The following is a 21,808-nucleotide window of genomic DNA, read 5'->3' on the forward strand; positions in this document are numbered from 1 at the left end:
AAACGCAGCCGTGGCTGCGTTTTTTGATTGGCGTGAGTGAATCAACCCACCCACTGACGCGCATTGCGCCACATACGCATCCAAGGGCTGAACGCATCCACGCCACCCGATGCACCGAAGTCGGTCCAGCTCATTTGTACGTTGCGGAACACGCGCTCGGGGTGCGGCATCATGGCCGTGAAGCGGCCGTTTGCCGTGGTGACAGCTGTTAGACCTGCCAAGCTGCCGTTGGGGTTGAACGGGTACTGCATCGTCGCTTGGCCGTGATTGTCCACAAAACGCATAGCGCCAATGGTTTGGGCAGCGTTGCCGCGCGCTTGGAAGTTGGCAAAACCTTCGCCGTGCGCCACGGCAATCGGCAAACGTGCACCGGCCATGCCTGCGAAGAACAGAGACGGTGATTCCAACACTTCCACCATGCTCAAACGTGCTTCAAAGCGCTCGCTTTGATTAGTGGTGAAGCGTGGCCAGTGTTCTGCGCCAGGAATGATGTCGGCCAACTCTGCAAACATTTGGCAGCCGTTACATACACCCAAGCCAAAGGTGTCGGTGCGTGCAAAGAACTGCTGCATTTGTTCAGACAACACGGGGTTGAACGTGATGCTGCGTGCCCAGCCAATGCCAGCGCCCAAGGTGTCGCCGTAGCTAAAGCCACCGCAAGCCACCAAACCTTTGAAGTCTTGCAGCTTGGCGCGGCCAGTTTGCAGGTCGGTCATGTGCACGTCGTAGGCGTCAAAGCCAGCTTCGGCAAACGCATACGCCATCTCAATGTGTGAGTTCACGCCCTGCTCACGCAGCACCGCCACTTTGGGTTTAGCGGCTAAGTTGATGAAGGGGGCTGCCACGTTGTCGCTGATACCCGCTGGCAAATGCACATGCATGCCGGGGTCTGTTGGGTTGCCCGCTGCGGCGTGCTCTGCATCGGCACACGCAGGGTTGTCACGTTGTTGGCAAATCTTCCAGCTCACGCTATCCCACACTTGGTGCAGGTCGGCCAGCTTGCCAACGAACACTTCTTTGGTGTCGCGCCACACGCTGATCTCGCCCTTGCCTTTGGCTATGGTGGACGATTGGGGGCGTGTCTTGCCCACAAAGTGGCTGTGCTTGGACAAGCCATGCTCACGCAAGGTTTGCATCACCTCGTTGCGCTCAGACGTGCGCACTTGCAGCACCACGCCCAGCTCTTCGTTGAACAAGGCTTGCAGCGTCAGCTCTTCGCGACGGGCGCTTACCTGTGAAGCCCAGTTTTTGGTGTCACCGTATTCGGCACGGCTATCGTTGATGCCGTCACCTTCGGTGATGAGCATGTCCACATTCAGCGCCACGCCCACTTGGCCTGCAAAAGCCATCTCGCACACAGCGGCTATCAAGCCACCGTCGCTGCGGTCGTGGTACGCCAAGATCTTGCCTTGTGCGCGCAGTGCGTTCACCGCATTGACGAGTTTGACCAAGTCTTGTGCATCGTCGAGGTCTGGCACTTGGTCGCCTGCTTGGTTCAGCACTTGGCCCAAGATGCTGCCGGCCATGCGGCGCTTGCCAGAGCCCAACTGCACCAACACCAAGGTGGTGTCGTCCGTGTTGTTGAGCTGCGGCGTGAGCGTGCCACGCACATCGGGGATGGACGCAAACGCGCTGATGATCAGACTCACCGGCGAGGTGACTTTTTTGGTGTCGCCGTTCTCGCTCCATTGCGTGCGCATGGACAAACTGTCCTTACCAACAGGAATGGAAATACCCAAGGCAGGGCAGAGTTCTAAGCCCACGGCTTTGACGGTGTCGTACAACGCAGCGTCTTCACCAGCCTCGCCGCAAGCGGCCATCCAGTTGGCACTGAGCTTGACGCGTGGCAACTCAAACGGAGCGGCTAATAAATTGGTGATGGCTTCAGCCACCGCCATGCGGCCTGAGGCCGGTGCGTCGAGCGACGCGAGCGGCGTGCGCTCGCCCATGCTCATGGCTTCACCCGCAAAGCTTTGGTAATCGGCCAAGGTCACGGCCACATCGGCCACTGGCACTTGCCATGGGCCAACCATTTGGTCACGATGTGTCAAACCACCCACGGCACGGTCGCCAATGGTGATGAGAAAACGCTTGCTGGCCACTGTGGGGTGGCTCAACACGTTGATCACAGCTTCTTGCAAGCTCACGCCAGTCAGGTCCATGGGGGCGCTGGTGCGCTCTACACGCGTCACATCGCGGTGCATTTTGGGTGGTTTACCCAGCAGCACGTTCATGGGCATATTGACTGCCGCCTCTGAACTTTCACCTATGTGGTGAGCCAGCACCGCATCTTCATTGGCAACAGTCAGATGACGCTCTTCAGTCGCAACACCCACCACCGCAAATGGACAACGCTCGCGCTCGCAGAAGGCTTGGAATTGTTCGAGCGACTCGGGCGCAATCGCCATCACGTAGCGCTCTTGGCTTTCGTTCGACCAAATTTCTTTGGGAGCCAAGCCTGACTCTTCCAGCGGAACAGCACGCAAATCAAAGCGTGCGCCACGGCCTGCGTCGTTGGTGAGTTCTGGGAATGCGTTGGACAAACCACCCGCGCCCACGTCGTGAATGGCGAGGATGGGGTTAGCCGCGCCTTGCGCCCAGCAATGGTTGATCACCTCTTGCGCACGGCGCTCGATTTCTGGGTTGCCGCGTTGCACCGAATCAAAGTCCAGTTCAGCCGCGTTTGTGCCGCTGGCCATCGAGCTGGCGGCGCTGCCCCCCATGCCGATGCGCATGCCGGGGCCGCCCAGTTGAATCAACAAGCTGCCTGCAGGGAACTCAATCTTCTTGGTTTGTTCGCTGTCAATCACGCCCAAGCCACCCGCAATCATGATGGGCTTGTGGTAGCCGCGTGTCACGCCAGCCACGTCTTGTTCGTATTCGCGGAAGTAGCCGGTCAGGTTGGGACGGCCAAACTCGTTGTTAAACGCAGCGCCACCCAAAGGGCCCTCGGTCATGATTTGCAAAGGGCTGGCCATGTGTGAGGGGCGGCCCAGTTTGCTATCCCACAGCTTCGACACGGTGAAGCCAGACATACCCGCTTTGGGCTTGGAGCCTCGGCCTGTTGCACCTTCGTCGCGAATCTCTCCGCCATTGCCGGTGGAAGCACCGGGGTAAGGCGAAATGGCTGTGGGGTGGTTGTGAGTTTCGACCTTCATTAACACATGGTTGGTGGCCGATACTTTTTCGTACTGAGGCAGGTCTTTGCCATTGTTGGTGGCGATGAAGCGCTCTACCTGGTGGCCTTCCATGATGGAGGCGTTGTCCGAATAAGCCACCACCGTGTAATGCGGGCTGGTTTTTTCGGTGTGGCGAATCATGCCAAACAGGCTGTGCGATTGCGCCTCGCCGTCAATGGTGAACTCGGCGTTGAAAATCTTGTGGCGGCAGTGTTCGCTGTTGGCTTGCGCAAACATCATCAGCTCCACATCGGTGGGGTTGCGCTTGAGTTGGGTAAACGCATTCACCAAATACGCAATCTCGTCCTCGGCCAAAGCCAAGCCCCATCGCTTGTTGGCGTCTTGCAATGCGGCCTCGCCACCGCCCAGCACATCCACTTGCTCCATCGGTGCGGGGTGCAGTTCGGTGAACAAGCCCAACGCTTCATCGCGTGTGCGCATGACAGATTCGGTCATGCGATCGTGCAACACATCGGCTACGGCAGCCAGTTGCTCAGGCGTGAGGGCGGCTTTGCTCAGCAAACCGTCTTTGAGCTGAATATGGAACTCGGTGATGCGCTCAATGCGCTTGAGCTGCAAACCGCAGTTGTGCGCAATGTCGGTGGCCTTTGATGCCCAAGGCGACACGGTGCCAAAACGTGGCGTGACCACCAGCAAGGTGCCTACGGGGGCAACGTGAGCAGGCTCGCCATAAGTCAGCAAAGCAGCCAGTGTTTGTTGCTGAGCGGCATCCAACGTGGCCTCGGTTGCAGCCAAATGCACAAAGCGGGCACTCAGGCCTTGGATTTGCGGGGAGATTGCCGCCAAACGGGGCAAGAGCTGTTGAACACGGAAATCGCTGAGGGCGTTGCCGCCTTCGAAAATGCTGATGTGCAGGGACACGAGGGAGCCTTGAGAAAAAGACGGAAATCGAATCGGGCCGGGCCGCTGACTGGGGCTGGTCGGCAAAAGGTTAGATTTTACGTGGCTAGCGATGGTGTTTTGTACACAATTCAGGGTGACAGAGACGTGTTTTGCGACGGATGGGATAATCTAGCCCATGACCATTTCCATCAAAGACGCCCAAGGCGCACAAGGCATGCGTATCGCGGGCAAACTGGCCTCCGAAGTTCTCGATTTCATTACCCCGCACGTGGTGCCGGGCGTGACGACCAACCAGCTCGACAAGCTCTGCTACGACTACATCACGCAAGTTCAGCAGGCCATTCCCGCCCCGCTCAACTACAACCCCAGCGGTGACAACCCCTACCCCAAGTCCATCTGCACCTCCATCAACCATCAGGTGTGCCACGGCATTCCCAATGACAAGCCGCTGAAAAAGGGCGACACGGTCAACATCGACATCACCGTCATCAAAGATGGTTGGCATGGCGACACCAGCCGCATGTTCTCGGTGGGCGATGTGTCTATCGCGGCCAAGCGTTTGTCTAAGTTGACGTACGAAGCCATGTGGCACGGCATCGTCAAGGTCAAGCCTGGCGCACGTTTAGGCGACATTGGCTTTGCGATTCAACGCTTTGCTGAGAGCCACGGCTTCTCTGTGGTGCGCGAGTTTTGCGGCCACGGCATTGGCCAGGTGTTCCATGAAGAGCCGCAAGTGCTGCACTACGGCAAGCCCGGCACAGGTGAGACGCTGCAAGAAGGCATGACCTTCACCATCGAGCCCATGATCAACGCGGGCAAGAAAGACATCAAAGAGCTGGGCGACGGCTGGACCATCGTCACGCGCGACCACTCGTTGTCAGCTCAGTGGGAACACACCATCCTCGTCACGCCCACGGGCTACGAAGTGTTGACCCTGTCCGACGGTAGCCCCGCCCTGCCCGACTTTGTGACCACCACCTGCTGTTAAGCACCCCCTGCGATGAACGCCTTGGCTAACCTTTACCGAAAGGACAAGGCGGCATTGCTGCTGGCCGCGTCCCAACCAAATTCCAAATCAATTACCACCCCACGTAGCGTGAAAACCTTGTTGCACAAGCTGTGCAGCATGACTGACGACACCTTACGTAACCTCTGGGACGCTGCAGGCTTTGACCAGCAGTTGTGCTTGGTGGCAGTGGGCGGCTATGGCCGTGGTGAGTTGTTTCCATACTCAGACGTGGATGTGCTTTTGCTCATGCCCGATGGCACATCGCCCGAGAAGGACGACGCGCTCAAAGCCAAGATTGAAAAATTCATCGGCAGTTGCTGGGACACAGGCTTAGAAATTGGCTCCAGCGTGCGCACCGTGACCGAGTGCGTGCAAGAAGCATCTGCAGACATCACCGTGCAAACTTCGTTGCTCGAAGCGCGTTTTTTGGTGGGCAGCGTGAAGCTGTTCAAAACCTTCCAAAAACACTACGCGATCGCGCTTGACCCCAAAGCTTTCTTTGTGGCCAAGACCGCCGAGATGCGTCAACGCCACGCCAAGTTCGAAAACACGCCTTACTCGCTAGAACCCAATTGCAAAGAATCGCCAGGCGGCATGCGCGATTTGCAAGTGGTGCTGTGGGTAGCCAAAGCCGCAGGCTTGGGTGACAGCTGGGAGAGCTTGGGCCGCAAAGGCTTGGCGACAGACTTTGAAGTCAAACAACTCAAACGCAACGAAGACGCCTTGGCACTCATCCGCACACGCTTGCATTTGGCGGCCAAACGCCGCGAAGACCGCTTGGTGTTTGACTTGCAACACGCCGTCGCCCAAAGCTTGGGGCTGGGTGTGGAAGAAGACGGCACGCTGAACGCCCGCGTGGCCAGCGAAGCGCTGATGAAGCGCTATTACTGGGCGGCCAAAGCGGTAACCCAGCTCAACCAAATTTTGTTGCTCAACATCGAAGAACGCCTGAGCAGCAACCAACACGAGCTGCGTCCCATCAACGAGCGCTTTGCCGACAAGGCAGGCATGCTCGAAGTGACCAGCGACGACGTGTATATGAACAACCCACACGCGATTCTGGAAACCTTCTGGTTGTACGAATCCACGGTGGGCATCAGCGGTCTGTCGGCTCGCACGCTGCGAGCGCTGTACAACGCTCGCACCTTGATGGATGGCAAGTTCCGCGCAGACCCGGTGAACCGTGAGATGTTCATGCGCATCTTGCAGGCCCCCAGCGGCATGACGCACGCGGTGCGCTTGATGAACCAAACTTCGGTGCTCGGCCGCTACCTGTGGCCCTTCCGTCGCATCGTGGGCCAGATGCAGCATGACCTGTTCCACGTCTACACCGTGGACCAACACATCTTGATGGTGCTGCGCAATGTGCGCCGCTTCTTCATGGCCGAGCATGCGCATGAATACCCGTTTTGCTCGCAACTCGCTGCGGGTTGGGACAAGCCTTGGATCTTGTTTGCAGCCGCGTTGTTCCACGACATTGCCAAAGGCCGTGGCGGCGACCACTCACAACTGGGCCGTGGTGAAGTGCGCAAATTTGCGCGTGACCACAGCATCGACAAAGAAGACGCCAAGCTCATTGAGTTCTTGGTGGGCGAACACTTGACCATGAGCAACGTCGCCCAAAAACAAGACTTGAGCGACCCCGATGTGATTCAAGCCTTCGCCAAACGCGTGGGCAACGAGCGCAACCTCACTGCGCTGTACCTGCTGACGGTGGCCGACATTCGCGGCACCAGCCCCAAGGTGTGGAACGCATGGAAAGGCAAGCTGCTGGAAGACTTGTACCGCTACACCGCCCGCGCTTTAGGTGGCCGTGCGCCGGATGCAGCCGCTGAAGTTGAGATTCGTAAAACCGAAGCCCTCACCATGCTCGCGCTGTATGCGCTGCCGTTTGAGGCCCACAAAGATTTATGGGCTACCTTAGACGTGGGCTACTTCATGCGCCACGATGCCGCCGACATTGCCTGGCACACACGCCAGCTCTCGCGCAGCTTGTCGATTGCCAAAGCGCAAAACACCCCCATGGGTGTGACCGTGCGTGCGCGTTTGTCTCCCGTGGGCGAAGGCTTGCAGGTGATGGTGTATTCACCTGACCAGGCAGATTTGTTTGCGCGCATCTGCGGCTACTTTGACCAAGCGGGCTTCAACATTTGGGATGCCAAAGTGCACACCGCCACCAACGGCTACGCGCTAGACACCTTCCAAGTGGTGAGCAGCCATTTTGAAGAGCACTACCGCAACCTCATCAACATGGTGGAGACGGGGTTAACTGAAACCATCGTCGAAGCCAAACCCTTACCAACGGTCGGCAAAGGCCGCGTGTCACGCCGCGTCAAGAGCTTCCCCATCGCGCCGCGTGTGACCTTGCAGCCCGACGAACGTGCGCAAAAGTGGTTGTTGAGCATCTCAGCCAGCGACCGCGTGGGCCTGCTTTACAGCGTGGCGCGTGTGTTGGCCAACCACAAGGTGAACTTGTTGCTGGCCAAAATCAGCACCTTGGGCGAACGCGTGGAAGACACGTTCTTGATTGACGGCGCGGCTTTGCAGCAAAACAGAGCGCAGCTGGAAATTGAGACGGAACTGCTCGCCGCCTTGCAGGCTTAATCGTCCGCGTCGTCCAAGCCCGGAAACAACACATCGGTGTAGCCAAAGCGAGAGAAGTCGCGCACGCGCATGGGGTACAGCTTGCCAATGAGGTGGTCACACTCATGTTGCACCACCCGCGCATGAAAGCCCTCGACCGTGCGGTCAATCGGCAGGCCTGTTTCGTCAAAGCCCTGGTAACGCAAACGTTTGAAACGAGGCACCACACCTCGTAGGCCCGGTACTGACAAGCAGCCTTCCCAGCCCTCTTCTTCCTCATCCCCAAGGGGCGTGAGCACAGGGTTGATGAGCACGGTGTACGGCACCACAGGCGCATCGGGGTAACGTGGGTTGACCTCGCCTGAACCAAATACCACCACTTGCAAATCCACACCAATTTGCGGCGCGGCCAAGCCAGCGCCGTTGGCGGCCAGCATGGTGTCGTCGAGGTCTTTGAGCAGTGCTTGCAACTCTGGCGTGTTGAAAGCCTTCACGGGTTGCGCCATACGAAGCAGACGCTCGTCGCCCATTTTCAAGATCTCGCGAACGGCCATGTCGTGTCCTTATTCAGCTGCGTGTTCAGCCACCAAGGCCAACAAGCCAGCTTCGTCGAGCACCTTGATGCCCAACTCTTGCGCTTTGTCGAGCTTGCTGCCCGCCTCTGCACCGGCCACCACACAATGCGTTTTCTTGCTCACACTGCCTGCCACTTTGGCGCCCAAGGCTTCAAGCATGTCTTTGGCTTGATCGCGGCTGAGTGTGGGCAGTGTGCCGGTCAGCACAAAGGTTTGGCCTGCCAGCGGCAAGCTTGCGCCCGCTGTAGGTTCGCACTCGGTCCATGTGACACCGCAAGCACGCAGCTGCTCCACCACTTCGCGGTTGTGCGGCTGGTCAAAGAAGGTGCGCAGGCTCAGTGCCACGATGGGGCCGACGTCTGCCACTTGCAGCAGTTGGTCGACGGTGGCGTCCATGATGGCGTCCATCTTGCCGAAGTGACGTGCCAGCTCTTTGGCAGTGGCCTCGCCCACATGGCGAATGCCTAGGCCAAACAAAAAGCGTGGCAGCGTGGTTTGTTTGGATTTTTCAATGCTGGCCAGCACGTTATTGGCCGATTTTTCAGCCATGCGCTCCAGCGTGACCAAAGCGGTAAAGCCCATGCGGTACAGGTCGGGCAATGTCTTGACCACACCCGCATCCACCAGTTGCTCCACCAGCTTGTCGCCCAAATCTTCAATCTCAACGGCGCGTCGGTGTGCGAAGTGCAGGATAGCTTGCTTGCGCTGTGCGCTGCAAAACAGGCCGCCTGTGCAGCGGTAATCGGCCTCGCCTTCTTCACGCACGGCTGGACTGCCGCACACGGGGCATTCGTGTTGCATGGTGAAGATTTGCGCGTCTTGCATGCGCTTCTCTAAAACGACAGACACCACTTCTGGAATCACATCGCCTGCACGGCGCACCACCACGGTGTCGCCCACCCGCACGTCTTTGCGGCGGGCTTCGTCTTCGTTGTGCAGCGTCGCGTTAGTCACAGTCACGCCGCCCACAAACACGGGTGCGAGTTTGGCCACGGGGGTGAGCTTGCCCGTGCGGCCCACTTGCACCTCGATGGCTTGCACGGTGGTGAGTTGTTCTTGCGCGGGGTATTTGTGGGCCACGGCCCAGCGGGGCTCGCGGGTGACAAAGCCGAGCTGACGCTGCGCAGCCAAACTGTTGACCTTGTAGACAACGCCGTCAATGTCAAACGGCAGCGCATCACGCGCTTGGCCCATGCGTTGGTGAAAGTCCACCAAGCCTGCCGCGCCTTGCACACACGCGGTTTGCGCGGCCACGGGGAAGCCCCATTTCTTGAGACTCATCAACAAATCGAAATGCGTGTTGAACGTGGGCCCGCCATCTTCCACAGGCGTGATGTCACCCAAGCCATAAGCAAAGAAGCTCAAAGGGCGCTGCGCGGCAATGGTGGGGTCAAGCTGACGCACAGCACCGGCAGCAGCGTTGCGTGGGTTCACAAAGGTCTTTTCGCCCTTCTCGCCTGCGGCGATGCGAGCACGTTGGCGCTCGTTCAAGGCTTCAAAGTCGCCACGGGCCATGTAGACCTCGCCGCGCACTTCCAGCACCTTGGGCGCGTCGTGAGACAAGCGCAACGGGATTTGGCCAATGGTGCGGATGTTCTGTGTGACGTCTTCACCCGTTTCGCCATCGCCGCGTGTGGCGGCTTGCACCAGCACGCCGTTTTCGTAGCGCAGGCTCATAGCGAGGCCGTCAAACTTGAGCTCGGCCACATAGTCAACCAACGGGTCGGCTTCGGCCAAAGCCAGCTCTTTGCGGATGCGTGTGTCAAAGGCTTCTGCGCCACTGGCTTCGGTGTCGGTCTCGGTGCGAATGCTGAGCATGGGCACCACGTGCTTGACACTGGCAAAGCTGTCAAGCGGCTTGCCGCCCACACGTTGAGTGGGAGAGTCTGGGGTGAGCAGCTCGGGGTGTGCAGCTTCAATCGCTTGCAGCTCTTTGAACAAGCGGTCGTATTCGGCATCAGGGATAGTGGGCGCGTCCAGCACGTAGTACTGGTGACCGTGGTGGTGAAGTTGTTCGCGCAGTTCGGCGGCGCGGGCTGCAACGTCGTTACCGTTCGAAGGATTAGCGGCTGAGCCGCCTACACGGGCGTTGGCATCGCTGCCAAATAAGTCAGCGGTGCTCATGCTGCGTGACCTTGAAATTAGCTGAACAAGCGGCGCGCTTGCGGCGAGCCTGCCGACAAGTCACGCGCATCGAGCGTGTCGTACAACGCCAGCAAGTCGCGGGCAATGGCGCCGATGGCGGTCTCAGACAAGGGCTGTCCGTTGTCATCAGAGATTGCGCCGTCCATCACACGCGCCAGTTCGTAGGCGGTTTGAATCATGCGGGCGTACGGCTCTTCTTTGCGGTCCACCTGTGGCACGTCGAGTGACAAGGCAAGTTCGTAAATGGCGGATTGCGTGGGGTCTTCCGACATCGCGGCTTGCGAGTCAAAGGTCAAACCCAAGATGGCGGGCAGGCCATGCACGGGGGCGGGCACCACCATGCGGCCTGGCAAGACACCAGCGATAAAGCCCAAACGCGCGGCGTTTTGTTGCACGTAGCCGGGGCTCCATGCGGCCTTGGTGGCCTTCAAGGTGAAGCTCAGTTGTGCATCGTGGGCGCTGGCAAAGCTGTCGAGTTCACGGGCGCGGGCCACTTCCTCGAGCATGTCGGGAAACTCAGGTGCACCGTTGATGGTGTCGGCGAAGTGTTGAGTTTTAGTGACGAACTCAGAGAACTCAATTTCGTTCAAGGGGCCGGTGCGGTTGGCCAACTGCACACCCGATTGAAACGCGCTGTAGCGTTGGCCGTTGCGTGGGTGTTCCCACAAACCGGTTTCAGTGTTGAGGCCTTCCAAGCTGAATAACTTGCTGCCCACACGGCGTGTGGCGGGCATGGCCTGCAAAGCGGCATCACCAGAAGCGGGATGGTCAATTTCAACCGCGGCGATGACGTCAATCAACGCATCTAAGGCGGGGCGTTTTTCGGGCTGAGGCAAGTCAGAGGCGGCAGACTCCATCACTTGGGCCACAACGGGCTTCATGACAGGAGCTTGTGCGGCTTTTTGTTTGGCGCGCTCTTCTGCAACTTTGGAAGCGGCGGCTTTGCTTTCTGCAATACGGGCCAACTCAGCTTCATCAGGCACGCGCTGCGCATGGGCCGTGGCCTCTTCCATCATGCTGCGCGCCATGTCGGTCACGGGGTCAAGGCTGCCTGTCGTTTGGTACGTGGGCGTCGGCACGGGCGCAATCACTTCAGGCTCATGGTGCATGTCAAAGCTCACGCTAGGAGCGGCATCGAACGATGGCTCTTGGGGCTGACCGTAATCAGGCGTATAGGCGGCTGGCTCGATGTTTTTTTCTTGTGGCAGCGGTTCAGCCTGACGTGGCTTGTTTTTGCGCGAAGTCCATGTGCTGTGTGCCACCACACCCGCGAGAACCACGCCACCAGCAATTGCTAAACCAATTTGAAGAGTACTCATGTTCTTATTTTTCTATCAAGCATCCACCATGGACACAGCGGACTCCATGTCCACTGCAACGATACGTGAAACGCCTTGTTCTTGCATGGTCACGCCAATGAGTTGCTCGGCCATTTCCATAGCAATCTTGTTGTGCGAGATGAAAAGGAATTGGGTTTCTTTGGACATGCTCGACACCAGTTTGGCATAGCGCTCGGTGTTGGCGTCGTCCAGAGGCGCGTCCACTTCGTCCAGCAAACAGAACGGTGCTGGGTTGAGTTGGAAAATCGCAAAGACCAAAGCAATTGCAGTCAGCGCTTTTTCGCCGCCCGACAGCAAGTGAATGGTTTGGTTTTTCTTGCCGGGAGGCTGGGCCAGCACTTGCACGCCAGCGTCCAAAATTTCGTCGCCTGTCATCACTAAGCGGGCATTGCCACCCCCAAAGAGTTCGGGGAACATGCGGCCAAAGTGTTCGTTCACGATCTTGAACGTGCCGCCCAAGAGCTCACGGGTTTCGCCGTCGATCTTGCGAATGGCGTCTTCCAGCGTGTTCATCGCGTCGGTCAAGTCTTTGGTTTGCGCGTCCAAGAACAGCTTGCGTTCGCTGGCACTGGCTAACTCTTCCAACGCGGCCAAGTTCACAGCGCCCAAAGCGGTGATCTCGCGGTGCAAGCGGTCAATCTCGCCTTGCAAACCACCCAAGCGCACGTTGTTGGCGAGGATGGAGGCTGACACAGCTTCGAGGTCGGCTTGTGCCTCGGTCAAGAGATTGGTGTATTGCTCCAAACCCAAACGAGCGGCTTGCTCTTTGAGTTGGAAGTCGGTGATGCGTTGGCGCAAGGGCTCCAACTCACGCTCGAGCTGCAAGCGGCGTTCGTCGCTGGCACGCAGTTTGGTGGTGAGGTCGTCGTACTCGCTGCGCTTGGCGGCCAAAGCGGCTTCGCGCTCCATTTTGATGTTCAACGCGTTTTGCAAGCCAGCTTGTGCTGCGGCATCGGTCAAACGTGTGAGGTCTTCTTGCACACGCGCTTCTTCACTTGACACCGAAGCGGCTTGTTGCGTAGCGGTGTCGATGATGCGTTTGAGTTCGGCTTCGCGTGTGGCCAAGCTGCGTTGGGCAAACTGGGCTTCTTGGGCTTGGCGTTCCAAGCTGCGTTGTTGCTCGCGGCTGTCGTTCAAACGGCGCTCGGCGTTGATGACGGCTTCGTCAAGCTGGGCATGGCGCTCTTGGCTGTCGGCCAATTGCATGTCCAGTTCTTCAAAGCGGGCTTCTGCGGTGGCGCGGCGTTCTTGCAAGTCGGCCAATTGGGCTTCGACCTCGGACAAATCACCACTGATTTGCTCGCTGCGTGCGCGGGTTTGTTCGGCCAATTGGCTCAGGCGCAAAGTCTCCACTTGCAGCTCATGCGCGGTGGATTGGGCAGCGGTGGCTTCAGCACGGATGCTGATCAAGCGCTGCGATGACTCGCTGTAAGCCGCCTCAGCACGCACCAAGGTGTTGCGAGCTTCATCGGCGATGAAGATTTGCGCCTTGCTGCTCTTGTCGAGGTTTTCAATTTCTTGGGCACGTGCCAACAAGCCCGACTGCGCGTTGTCTTGCGCATAAAAGCTCACGCTGTGTGCGCTGATGGCGTGACCGCTCGGCACATAAATGACTTGACCTGGTTGCAAGCTGCTGCGCTTGGCCAAAGCTTCGTCGAGGTTAGGTGCTGTGAAGCAGCCGTTGAGCCAGTCAGTCAACAAGGCTTTTTGGCCGGCATCGTTCAAACGCAATAGGTCTGAAAGCTTTGGCAACGCACTTTGTGCGTCTGGAGCAGCCGCGCTAGGTGCGGTGTAGAAAGCCAGCTTGGTGGGCGGCACATCCGTTTGGAAGGCGCGCACGATGTCTAAGCGAGACACTTCGAGCGAAGCCATACGCTCGCGCAAAGCAGCTTCAAGTGCGTTTTCCCAGCCGGCTTCGATGTGGATGCGACTCCACAAAGCTTGTAAACCATCCAAGCCGTGCTTGGCCAACCAAGGCTTGAGTTTGTCGTCGGTCTGTACTTTTTCTTGCAAGGCTTTGAGGGCTTCCAAACGAGCAGACAAATCGGCTTGCTTGGCTTGCTCGTCGTTCACCGCTTGTTGCGCCGTGCGGCGGGCTTCGTCGAGCACAGGCACATTGGCTTGCAATTCTTCCAGTTGCGCAGCCGTCACTTCGGCGTGGGCTTGCGCCTCTTGCAACTGTTCTTTGAGGTTGTTCAGACGCACTTCATCGGGTGCGGCCAAGGCGTTTTTGTCAGCGCTCAAACGCTCTTGGCGGGCGTTGAGGTTGCGGCTTTGCTCTTCGATGTTGCGCTGGTCTGCAGCCAACACCTGAATTTGTTGCTGCACTTGAGCCACGCTGCCGCGTTGCTCGTTGCTGCGCTGTTGGGCGATGCGCAAGGCTTCTTCCAACTCGGGCAGTTGCATGGCCTGCTCTTCCACTTGCGCGGCGAGCATGACGGCTTTTTCTTCACCGTCCATGGCCATGGAGGCCAGGTTTTCAATCTCTTGTTGTGCTGTTTCGGACTGTGACGCCCAATGCGCAGTTTGTTCTTTGATTTGAATCAGGCGGGCTTCGGCGCGTTGGCGGCCTTCCACCACAAAGCGAATCTCGGCTTCTAAACGGCCCACTTCGGCGCTGGCTTCGTACAACGAGCCTTGCGCTTGGTTCACTTGGTCGCCCGCTGCATAGTGGGCTTGACGCACGGTTTCTAGGTCGGCTTCGATGTGGCGCAAATCGGCAATGCGCGACTCTAGGTCGTTCACCGCTTTGTCCGCTTGGGTTTTGATGCCCACTTGGTCGGCTTCGGCCTCGGCGCGGCGCAAGAACCACAGCTGGTGCTGCTTCAGCGTCACATCGGCGTTGAGCGCGTGGTAACGCTGAGCCACTTCGGCTTGTTTCTCCAACTTTTCAAGGTTGGCATTCAACTCGCGCAAGATGTCTTCCACGCGGGTCAAGTTTTCGCGGGTGTCGCTCAGGCGGTTTTCAGTTTCGCGGCGGCGCTCTTTGTATTTGGAAACACCCGCAGCCTCTTCCAAGAACAAACGCAGTTCTTCGGGCTTAGATTCAATGATGCGGCTGATGGTGCCCTGACCAATGATGGCGTAGGCGCGTGGGCCCAAACCTGTGCCCAAGAACACGTCTTGCACGTCACGGCGACGCACAGGTTGGTTGTTGATGTAGTAGCTAGAGCCCCCATCACGCGTCAGCACACGCTTGACCGCGATTTCTGGGAACTGGCTCCATTGGCCGCCCGCACGGTGGTCGGCGTTGTCAAACACCAATTCCACGCTCGAGCGGCTGGCCGCTTTACGGGTGGTCGTGCCATTGAAAATAACGTCTTGCATGGACTCGCCACGCAGCTCGGAAGCTTTGGACTCGCCCAGCACCCAGCGCACGGCATCCATGATGTTGGATTTGCCGCAACCGTTGGGACCTACAACGCCGACCAATTGGCCGGGCAATAAGAAATTGGTGGGTTCCGCAAAGGACTTGAAACCCGATAACTTGATTGAATTCAGACGCACTGAAAAGCCTCTCTAGACACAGCCTGAATCATAAAGCGCTGAGGCACGCGCGAACTTCGACCAGCAAGGCCTCCAAACTAGGTACTAATGCAGTAAATATGGGGCCTGTCACGTCCAGCGGCTTCTCACGGCTGGTTTGGTACAGGTCAGTCATGGCTTGGGCCAAAGACTCCGCAGCAAACAAAGGCATGAAGCCTTTCAGGGCATGCAACGAATGCTCCACCTTCAAGGCGTCACCAGATGCCAAACCGGCTTGGATGATGGCCATTTCTTGGACCAAGCTTTGCTCAAATGTCACCACCAGCTCGCGCAATTGGTCGGCCTCGAAGGCAAATTCTTTGGCACGGGTCAGGTCAAGCAAGGGAGATATAGACATAAGGTTCAGATTGATCACAGAGCGCGGGGATAATAGCAGCCATGAACCCCCTTCTTTCGAGTCTGCAGCCCTATCCTTTTGAGCGGCTGAAGCAACTTTTCTCCACCGTCACACCCAACCCCGCGTATGCGCCCATCAGCCTAGGCATTGGCGAGCCACGCCATGCCACGCCGCAGTTGGTGTTGGATGCTTTGGCCAAAGCCACCGCCCAGTTGGCTGCGTATCCTGCCACCGCTGGTTTGCCAGCGCTGCGCGAGTCGTGCGTGAACTGGATGCAGCGCCGCTATGGCTTGAAGCTCGACGCCGCCACGCAAGTGCTCCCCGTCAACGGCTCACGCGAGGCCTTGTTTGCTTTTGCGCAAACGGTGATTGACCCCACGCGTGACGCAGTGGTGGTTTGCCCCAACCCGTTCTACCAAATCTACGAAGGCGCTGCACTGTTGGCAGGTGCACAAACTTATTACGCGCCCAGCGACCCTGCGCTCAACTTCAACGTCAACTGGGACAGCGTGCCTGCCGAGGTCTGGGCCAAAACCCAACTCTTGTTTGTGTGCTCACCCGGCAACCCCACGGGCGCTGTGATGCCCATGAGCGACTGGGAAAAGCTGTTTGCCTTGAGCGACAAGTACGGCTTTGTGATTGCCAGCGACGAGTGCTACAGCGAAATCTATTTCCGCGAAGATGCGCCTTTGGGTGGCCTGGAAGCCGCCGCCAAGCTGGGCCGCACCGACTTTAAAAACTTGGTGGCCTTCACCAGCTTGTCCAAGCGCAGCAATGTGCCGGGCATGCGCAGCGGTTTTGTGGCGGGCGACGCCAACATCCTCAAACAGTTCTTGCTGTATCGCACCTACCACGGCTCAGCCATGAGCGGCATGGTGCAAGCTGCCAGCATAGCGGCATGGGACGATGAAGCCCATGTGGTGGCCAACCGTGAGCAATACCGCCAAAAGTTTGCGGCTGTGACCCCACTGCTTGAAGCGGTGATGGATGTGCGCTTGCCCGACGCTGGTTTTTACCTGTGGGCTGCGGTTCCTGGTGGGGACGACGTAGCCTTCGCCCGCGACTTGCTGGCTCAATACAATGTGACAGTGTTGCCGGGCAGCTACTTGGCCAGAGATGCCCAAGGCTTCAATCCCGGCGCTGGTCGAATTCGCATGGCCTTGGTGGCAGAAACCGCCGAATGCTTAGAAGCCGCGCAACGTATCGTGGCGTTTATCAAAAACACCCATTCCTGATTTCATTCTTAATTTCAACGTAGAGAAGACAACCATGACTCAACACCAACTCCAACACGTCATCGACAACGCTTGGGACAACCGCGCCAACATCAGCGCGACCGACGCCTCCAAAGAAGTGCGCGATGCCGTGAACCACGTGATTGCCGAATTGAACGCTGGCCGCTTGCGCGTCGCCACCCGTGAAGGCGTGGGTCAATGGACCGTGCACCAATGGCTGAAGAAAGCTGTGTTGTTGTCTTTCCGTTTGAACGACAACCGCGTCATGAAATCTGGCGACTTGGCCTTCTACGACAAAGTGGACACCAAGTTTGCCCACCTGAGCGAAGAAGAAATGAAAGCCGCTGGCGTGCGCGTGGTGCCACCAGCTGTGGCACGTCGCGGTAGCTTTGTGGCTGCGGGTGCGATTTTGATGCCCTCTTACGTGAACATCGGCGCCTATGTGGACAGCGGCACCATGGTTGACACATGGGCCACCGTGGGTTCATGCGCACAAATCGGTAAGAACGTGCACTTGTCTGGCGGCGTGGGCATTGGCGGCGTGTTGGAGCCTTTGCAAGCCAACCCCACCATCATTGAAGACAACTGCTTCATCGGCGCTCGCTCTGAAGTGGTGGAAGGCGTCATCATCGAAGAAAACTCGGTGCTCGGCATGGGCGTGTTCATCGGTCAATCGACCCCCATCTTTGACCGCGCCACCGGCGAAATCAGCTACGGCCGCGTGGCTTCTGGCTCTGTGGTGGTGGCAGGCAACATTCCTAAAGTCGCTGCCAACGGCGCGCCTTACAGCATGTACGCAGCCATCGTGGTCAAGCGCGTGGACGCACAAACCCGCTCGAAGACCAGCATCAACGACTTGTTGCGCGACTAATTTTTCGCACAGGTCATATCGATGTCTCGCACACTCCAGCTCACCGAGCAACTCATCTCGCGCCCTTCGGTCACACCCGAGGACGCGGGCTGTTTGGACATCATCACCGCAAGGCTTGCGCCCATCGGTTTTGAGTGTGAGCGCATCGACAGCGGGCCAGACACGTTTCGCGTTAGCAACCTCTGGGCTGTCAAACGCAGCGCACGCGCAGGCGCCAAAATACTGGTGTTCGCAGGCCACACCGATGTGGTGCCCACCGGCCCCATCGACCAATGGACCAGCGACCCCTTCACCCCCACCCACCGCGACGGCAAATTGTTTGGTCGTGGTGCCAGCGACATGAAAGCGTCATTGGCAGCGATGGTGGTGGCGTGTGAAGAGTTTGCTGCCGCTCAAGCCGATGCCAACATCAACATCGCCTTCTTGCTAACCAGCGACGAAGAAGGACCAGCACTTGATGGCACGGTCAAAGTCTGCGAAGTCTTGAAGGCCCGTGGCGAAACACTCGACTGGTGCATCGTGGGTGAGCCCACATCCGTGGAGCGCACCGGCGACATGATCAAAAACGGCCGCCGCGGCACGATGAGCGGCAAGCTCACCGTCAAAGGCGTGCAAGGCCACATTGCTTACCCACAACTCGCCAAAAATCCCATCCATTTGTTGGCCCCTGCGTTGGCCGATTTGGTAGCGATTGAATGGGACCAAGGGAACGACTTCTTCCCACCCACCAGCTGGCAAGTGAGCAACATCCACGCAGGCACAGGTGCGAGCAACGTGATTCCTGGCGAATGTGTGGTGGACTTTAATTTCCGCTTCTGCACCGAATCCACGCCTGAGCAATTGCAACAGCTCCTGACTGCGGTGCTTCACAAACACAGCTTAGAGTTCGACCTCAAATGGACCATTGGCGGCCTACCCTTCCTCACCACACCTGGTGATTTGGTGGGCGCCGTTCAACGCGCCATCCACGACGAAACTGGCATTGACACCGAGCTGTCCACCACCGGCGGCACCAGCGACGGGCGCTTCATTGCGCAAGTCTGCCCGCAAGTCATTGAGCTTGGCCCACCCAACGCCACCATTCACAAAATCAACGAGTTTGTGGCCGTGGCTGATTTGGATCCCCTGAAAAACATTTATCGCCGTGTGCTGGAACAGCTGCACGGCTTGGCCTCACAGGCCAACACGTCCGCACAATGAACCCATCTTTCACACTCAGCGCGCTCATTGCACAGAGCGCGCAGCAGCTTGATGCTGCCCACACTGCAGGCAATTTGAGCTTCGGCCACGGCACCACCAACGCCGCCGACGAAGCAGCATGGCTGGTGCTGTGGAAGCTGGGTTTGCCGCTCGACACCGATGTGTCAGATGAAGTGCACAACCTCGAACTGCCCGCCACCCAAGTGGCCAGCGTGCAAGCGTTCATTGAGCACCGCATTGCCAGCCGCAAGCCTGCGGCTTACCTCACGCAAGAAGCGTGGTTGCAAGGCGTGTCGTTCTACATCGACGAACGCGCCATCGTGCCGCGTTCGCTCATTGCCGAAGTCTTGGCCGAAGGCAGCATTGACCCCTGGCTAGACCCCAACACCACACGCGTGCTCGACCTGTGCACGGGTAACGGCAGCCTTGGCATCTTGGCTGCACTCGCTTTTCCAGACATCACGGTGCAAGGCCTGGACTTGTCCAAAGACGCTTTGGCTGTGGCCCACATCAACATCGAACGTCACGGCCTTGAAGGCCGCATGACGCTGGCCGAATCGGATGGTTTGGCCCAAGCCGATGGTGTGTTTGACCTGATTCTGTGCAACCCACCTTATGTGAACGCACAAAGCATGTCCGAACTTCCCGCTGAATTCAAAGCCGAGCCCGCGCTTGCTTTGGCCGGCGGCGATGACGGCATGGACTTTATTCGCCAAATGCTGCGCGACGCCCCAGCACACATGAGCGAGCACGCGGTTTTGGTTTTAGAAATTGGCCACGAACGCGATTACTTTGAAGCAGCCTTCCCTCATTTAGATGTCGTGTGGCTATCGACCAGTGCTGGTGACGACCAGGTCTTACTCCTCACACGCCAGGCAATTGTCGAAGGCGCAAATAACAAATGATCACGATTAAAAATGTCACCTTGCGCCGCAGTGCCAAGGTGTTGCTCGAAGGCGCCACCGTCACCCTCAACCCCGGTGAAAAAGTAGGCTTGGTGGGCCGCAACGGCGCAGGCAAATCTTCGCTGTTTGCTTTGCTCAACGGCAACTTGCAGGAGGACTCAGGCGAGTTCTACATCCCCACGCAATGGCGCATGGGGCAAGTGGCTCAAGACATGCCCGAGACCGAGCAAAGCGCGACCGAGTTTGTGATTGAAGGCGACACCGTGCTGAACGACGCACGCGCCGAAGTGGCTGCCGCAGAAACGACCGAAGACGGCGAACGCTTGGGCAACGCCTACATGGCGCTGTACGACGCGGGCGAGCACGATGCGCAGTCACGCGCACAAGCACTCATCTTGGGCCTGGGCTTTAAAACGACCGAGCTCGACAACCCTGTGAACAGCTTCTCCGGCGGTTGGCGCATGCGTTTGCAATTGGCGCGTGCGCTGATGTGCCCGTCTGACTTGTTGCTGCTAGATGAGCCGACCAACCACTTGGACTTGGACGCTTTGGTGTGGCTCGAAGCTTGGCTCAAACGCTACGAAGGCACGATGGTGGTCATCAGCCATGACCGCGAATTTTTAGATGCGGTGACCAACGTCACCCTGCACATCGACGCAGGCAAGCTGGTGCGCTACGGCGGCAACTACAGCAAGTTTGAAGACATGCGTGCCGAGCAAATGGAGCTGCAACAAAACGCTTTCTCCAAACAGCAAGACAAGATTGCGCATTTGCAAAAGTTCATTGCACGCTTCAAGGCCAAGGCCAGCAAAGCCAAGCAAGCGCAAAGCCGCGTCAAGGCTTTGGACCGCATGGAAAAAATTGCGCCGTTGTTGGCCGATGCCGACTTCAGCTTCGAGTTCAAAGAACCTGCCAACTTGCCCAACCCCATGCTGAGCATGCAAGGCGTGAGCGTGGGCTACCCCGCCCCTGCCGACGCGCCTGCGGGCACACCACCCACGGTCATCGTGCAAAACGTCAGCCGCTCGGTGTTGGCAGGTCAACGCATTGGCATCTTGGGTGCCAACGGCCAAGGTAAATCGACGCTGGTGAAAACCATTGCGCGTGACTTGGGCGCTTTGGGCGGCGAAGTGACCGAGGGCAAAGGCCTGAACATCGGCTACTTTGCGCAGCAAGAACTCGACGTGTTGCACCCCGCAGACAACCCGCTCGACCACATGATTGCGTTGGCGAAAAAACTCACCATCGACGGCAAGCTGGCCGGCCAAGCCACACGCGAGCAAGACTTGCGCAGCTTCTTGGGCCAGTTCAACTTTGGCGGCGACATGGTCAAGCAAGCCGTAGGCAGCATGAGCGGTGGTGAAAAAGCCCGCTTGGTGCTGTGCATGTTGGTGTGGCAACGCCCCAACCTCTTGCTGATGGACGAGCCTACCAACCACTTGGACTTGGCCACACGCGAAGCGCTGAGCATGGCGCTGAACGAATTTGAAGGCACCGTGATGCTGGTCAGCCATGACCGCGCCTTGCTGCGTGCTGTGTGTGACGAGTTCTGGATGGTGTCACGCGGTGGCGTCGAACCCTTTGACGGCGACTTGGACGACTACCAACGCTACCTGCTGGACGAAGGCAAACGCTTGCGTGCTGAAGCTGTGGCTGCGGCCAACGCAGCGGCGCTCAAACCTGCTGTTGTTGAGCCTGTGGCTGAAGTTGTTCGCAAAGAAGACGCTCAGCTGCGCAAAGAGATCAACGAGAAAAAACGCCCGTTGAAAAAAGAGATGGATGGCATTGAGAAATCAATGGCCACGCTCGAGTCTGAGAAAACCGCGTTGCACGACAAACTCGCCACGCCCCTGCCTCCTGCTGACATTGCAGAAGCAGGTAAACGCCTCAAAGCTGTGGAAGACGAGTTGGCAGCGCTAGAAGTGCGTTGGCTAGAGCTGACCGAAGCGATGGATGCCATAGAAGCTGCCATGGCCTAAACACCTTCAAGCGCATCAGAGATGGTGCGCTTGACGTGGT

General features: G+C 58.1%; 13 protein-coding genes. 7 read left to right on the plus strand and 6 right to left on the minus strand.

Annotated features, from left to right (window positions below; translation table 11 throughout):
- Positions 1 to 41 precede the first annotated feature (41 nt).
- On the minus strand, positions 42 to 4,061 hold the full coding sequence (gene purL, locus LINBF2_RS06210) for a phosphoribosylformylglycinamidine synthase (RefSeq protein WP_281891226.1): 4,020 nt from the start codon (positions 4,059 to 4,061) through the stop codon (positions 42 to 44).
- Between the two features lie 157 nt (positions 4,062 to 4,218).
- On the opposite strand from purL, the gene map reads away from it, so the two are divergent.
- Entirely contained in the window at positions 4,219 to 5,031 is an 813-nt protein-coding gene (map, locus tag LINBF2_RS06215) for a type I methionyl aminopeptidase (protein ID WP_108282663.1), read from the plus strand.
- Between the two features lie 12 nt (positions 5,032 to 5,043).
- On the plus strand, positions 5,044 to 7,656 hold the full coding sequence (locus LINBF2_RS06220; RefSeq protein WP_281891227.1) for a [protein-PII] uridylyltransferase: 2,613 nt from the start codon (positions 5,044 to 5,046) through the stop codon (positions 7,654 to 7,656).
- Here the strand turns inward: LINBF2_RS06220 and def are convergent.
- Genes def through LINBF2_RS06245 form a run of 5 tightly spaced genes read right to left on the minus strand, consistent with a single transcriptional unit; the run spans position 7,653 to position 15,578 of the window.
- Positions 7,653 to 8,189, minus strand: a complete 537-nt coding sequence (def, locus tag LINBF2_RS06225) for a peptide deformylase (RefSeq protein ID WP_281891228.1) — start codon at positions 8,187 to 8,189, stop codon at positions 7,653 to 7,655. The genes LINBF2_RS06220 and def overlap by 4 nt on opposite strands.
- Before the next feature lie 9 nt (positions 8,190 to 8,198).
- Entirely contained in the window at positions 8,199 to 10,334 is a 2,136-nt protein-coding gene (ligA, locus tag LINBF2_RS06230; protein WP_281891229.1) for an NAD-dependent DNA ligase LigA, read from the minus strand.
- Positions 10,335 to 10,351: 17 nt separating this feature from the next.
- Entirely contained in the window at positions 10,352 to 11,674 is a 1,323-nt protein-coding gene (locus LINBF2_RS06235) for a cell division protein ZipA C-terminal FtsZ-binding domain-containing protein (protein ID WP_281891230.1), read from the minus strand.
- A gap of 15 nt (positions 11,675 to 11,689) precedes the next feature.
- Entirely contained in the window at positions 11,690 to 15,202 is a 3,513-nt protein-coding gene (smc, locus tag LINBF2_RS06240) for a chromosome segregation protein SMC (protein WP_281891231.1), read from the minus strand.
- Positions 15,203 to 15,230: 28 nt separating this feature from the next.
- Complete coding sequence (locus tag LINBF2_RS06245; RefSeq protein ID WP_281891232.1) at positions 15,231 to 15,578, minus strand: Hpt domain-containing protein; 348 nt, start codon at positions 15,576 to 15,578, stop codon at positions 15,231 to 15,233.
- Between the two features lie 41 nt (positions 15,579 to 15,619).
- Here LINBF2_RS06245 and dapC point away from each other — a divergent pair, with 41 nt between their 5' ends.
- Genes dapC through LINBF2_RS06270 form a run of 5 tightly spaced genes read left to right on the plus strand, consistent with a single transcriptional unit; the run spans position 15,620 to position 21,768 of the window.
- The gene (gene dapC / locus LINBF2_RS06250) at positions 15,620 to 16,813 is read left to right on the plus strand and encodes a succinyldiaminopimelate transaminase (protein ID WP_281891233.1); all 1,194 of its coding nucleotides are present in this window, start codon (positions 15,620 to 15,622) and stop codon (positions 16,811 to 16,813) included.
- A gap of 34 nt (positions 16,814 to 16,847) precedes the next feature.
- Complete coding sequence (gene dapD, locus LINBF2_RS06255; RefSeq protein ID WP_281810231.1) at positions 16,848 to 17,684, plus strand: 2,3,4,5-tetrahydropyridine-2,6-dicarboxylate N-succinyltransferase; 837 nt, start codon at positions 16,848 to 16,850, stop codon at positions 17,682 to 17,684.
- A gap of 21 nt (positions 17,685 to 17,705) precedes the next feature.
- On the plus strand, positions 17,706 to 18,884 hold the full coding sequence (gene dapE / locus LINBF2_RS06260) for a succinyl-diaminopimelate desuccinylase (protein WP_281891234.1): 1,179 nt from the start codon (positions 17,706 to 17,708) through the stop codon (positions 18,882 to 18,884).
- Positions 18,881 to 19,789, plus strand: a complete 909-nt coding sequence (gene prmB, locus LINBF2_RS06265; RefSeq protein ID WP_281891235.1) for a 50S ribosomal protein L3 N(5)-glutamine methyltransferase — start codon at positions 18,881 to 18,883, stop codon at positions 19,787 to 19,789. Before dapE ends, prmB begins: the two co-directional genes overlap by 4 nt.
- Positions 19,786 to 21,768 (plus strand): ATP-binding cassette domain-containing protein, encoded by a 1,983-nt coding sequence (locus LINBF2_RS06270; RefSeq protein WP_281891236.1) that lies wholly within the window; start codon positions 19,786 to 19,788, stop codon positions 21,766 to 21,768. Before prmB ends, LINBF2_RS06270 begins: the two co-directional genes overlap by 4 nt.
- Positions 21,769 to 21,808: the final 40 nt, after the last annotated feature.

The organism is Limnohabitans sp. TEGF004 (assembly GCF_027924965.1).
Classification (GTDB): Bacteria; Pseudomonadota; Gammaproteobacteria; order Burkholderiales; family Burkholderiaceae_C; genus Limnohabitans.

Bases quoted from the DNA above. Each gene is read 5' to 3' on its own strand.
- map (WP_108282663.1), top strand. From the start codon at position 4,219: ATGACCATTTCCATCAAAGACGCCCAAGGCGCACAAGGCATGCGTATC.
- LINBF2_RS06220 (WP_281891227.1), top strand. From the start codon at position 5,044: ATGAACGCCTTGGCTAACCTTTACCGAAAGGACAAGGCGGCATTGCTG.
- def (WP_281891228.1), bottom strand. From the start codon at position 8,189: ATGGCCGTTCGCGAGATCTTGAAAATGGGCGACGAGCGTCTGCTTCGT.
- ligA (WP_281891229.1), bottom strand. From the start codon at position 10,334: ATGAGCACCGCTGACTTATTTGGCAGCGATGCCAACGCCCGTGTAGGC.
- LINBF2_RS06235 (WP_281891230.1), bottom strand. From the start codon at position 11,674: ATGAGTACTCTTCAAATTGGTTTAGCAATTGCTGGTGGCGTGGTTCTC.
- LINBF2_RS06245 (WP_281891232.1), bottom strand. From the start codon at position 15,578: ATGTCTATATCTCCCTTGCTTGACCTGACCCGTGCCAAAGAATTTGCC.
- dapC (WP_281891233.1), top strand. From the start codon at position 15,620: ATGAACCCCCTTCTTTCGAGTCTGCAGCCCTATCCTTTTGAGCGGCTG.
- dapD (WP_281810231.1), top strand. From the start codon at position 16,848: ATGACTCAACACCAACTCCAACACGTCATCGACAACGCTTGGGACAAC.
- dapE (WP_281891234.1), top strand. From the start codon at position 17,706: ATGTCTCGCACACTCCAGCTCACCGAGCAACTCATCTCGCGCCCTTCG.
- prmB (WP_281891235.1), top strand. From the start codon at position 18,881: ATGAACCCATCTTTCACACTCAGCGCGCTCATTGCACAGAGCGCGCAG.
- LINBF2_RS06270 (WP_281891236.1), top strand. From the start codon at position 19,786: ATGATCACGATTAAAAATGTCACCTTGCGCCGCAGTGCCAAGGTGTTG.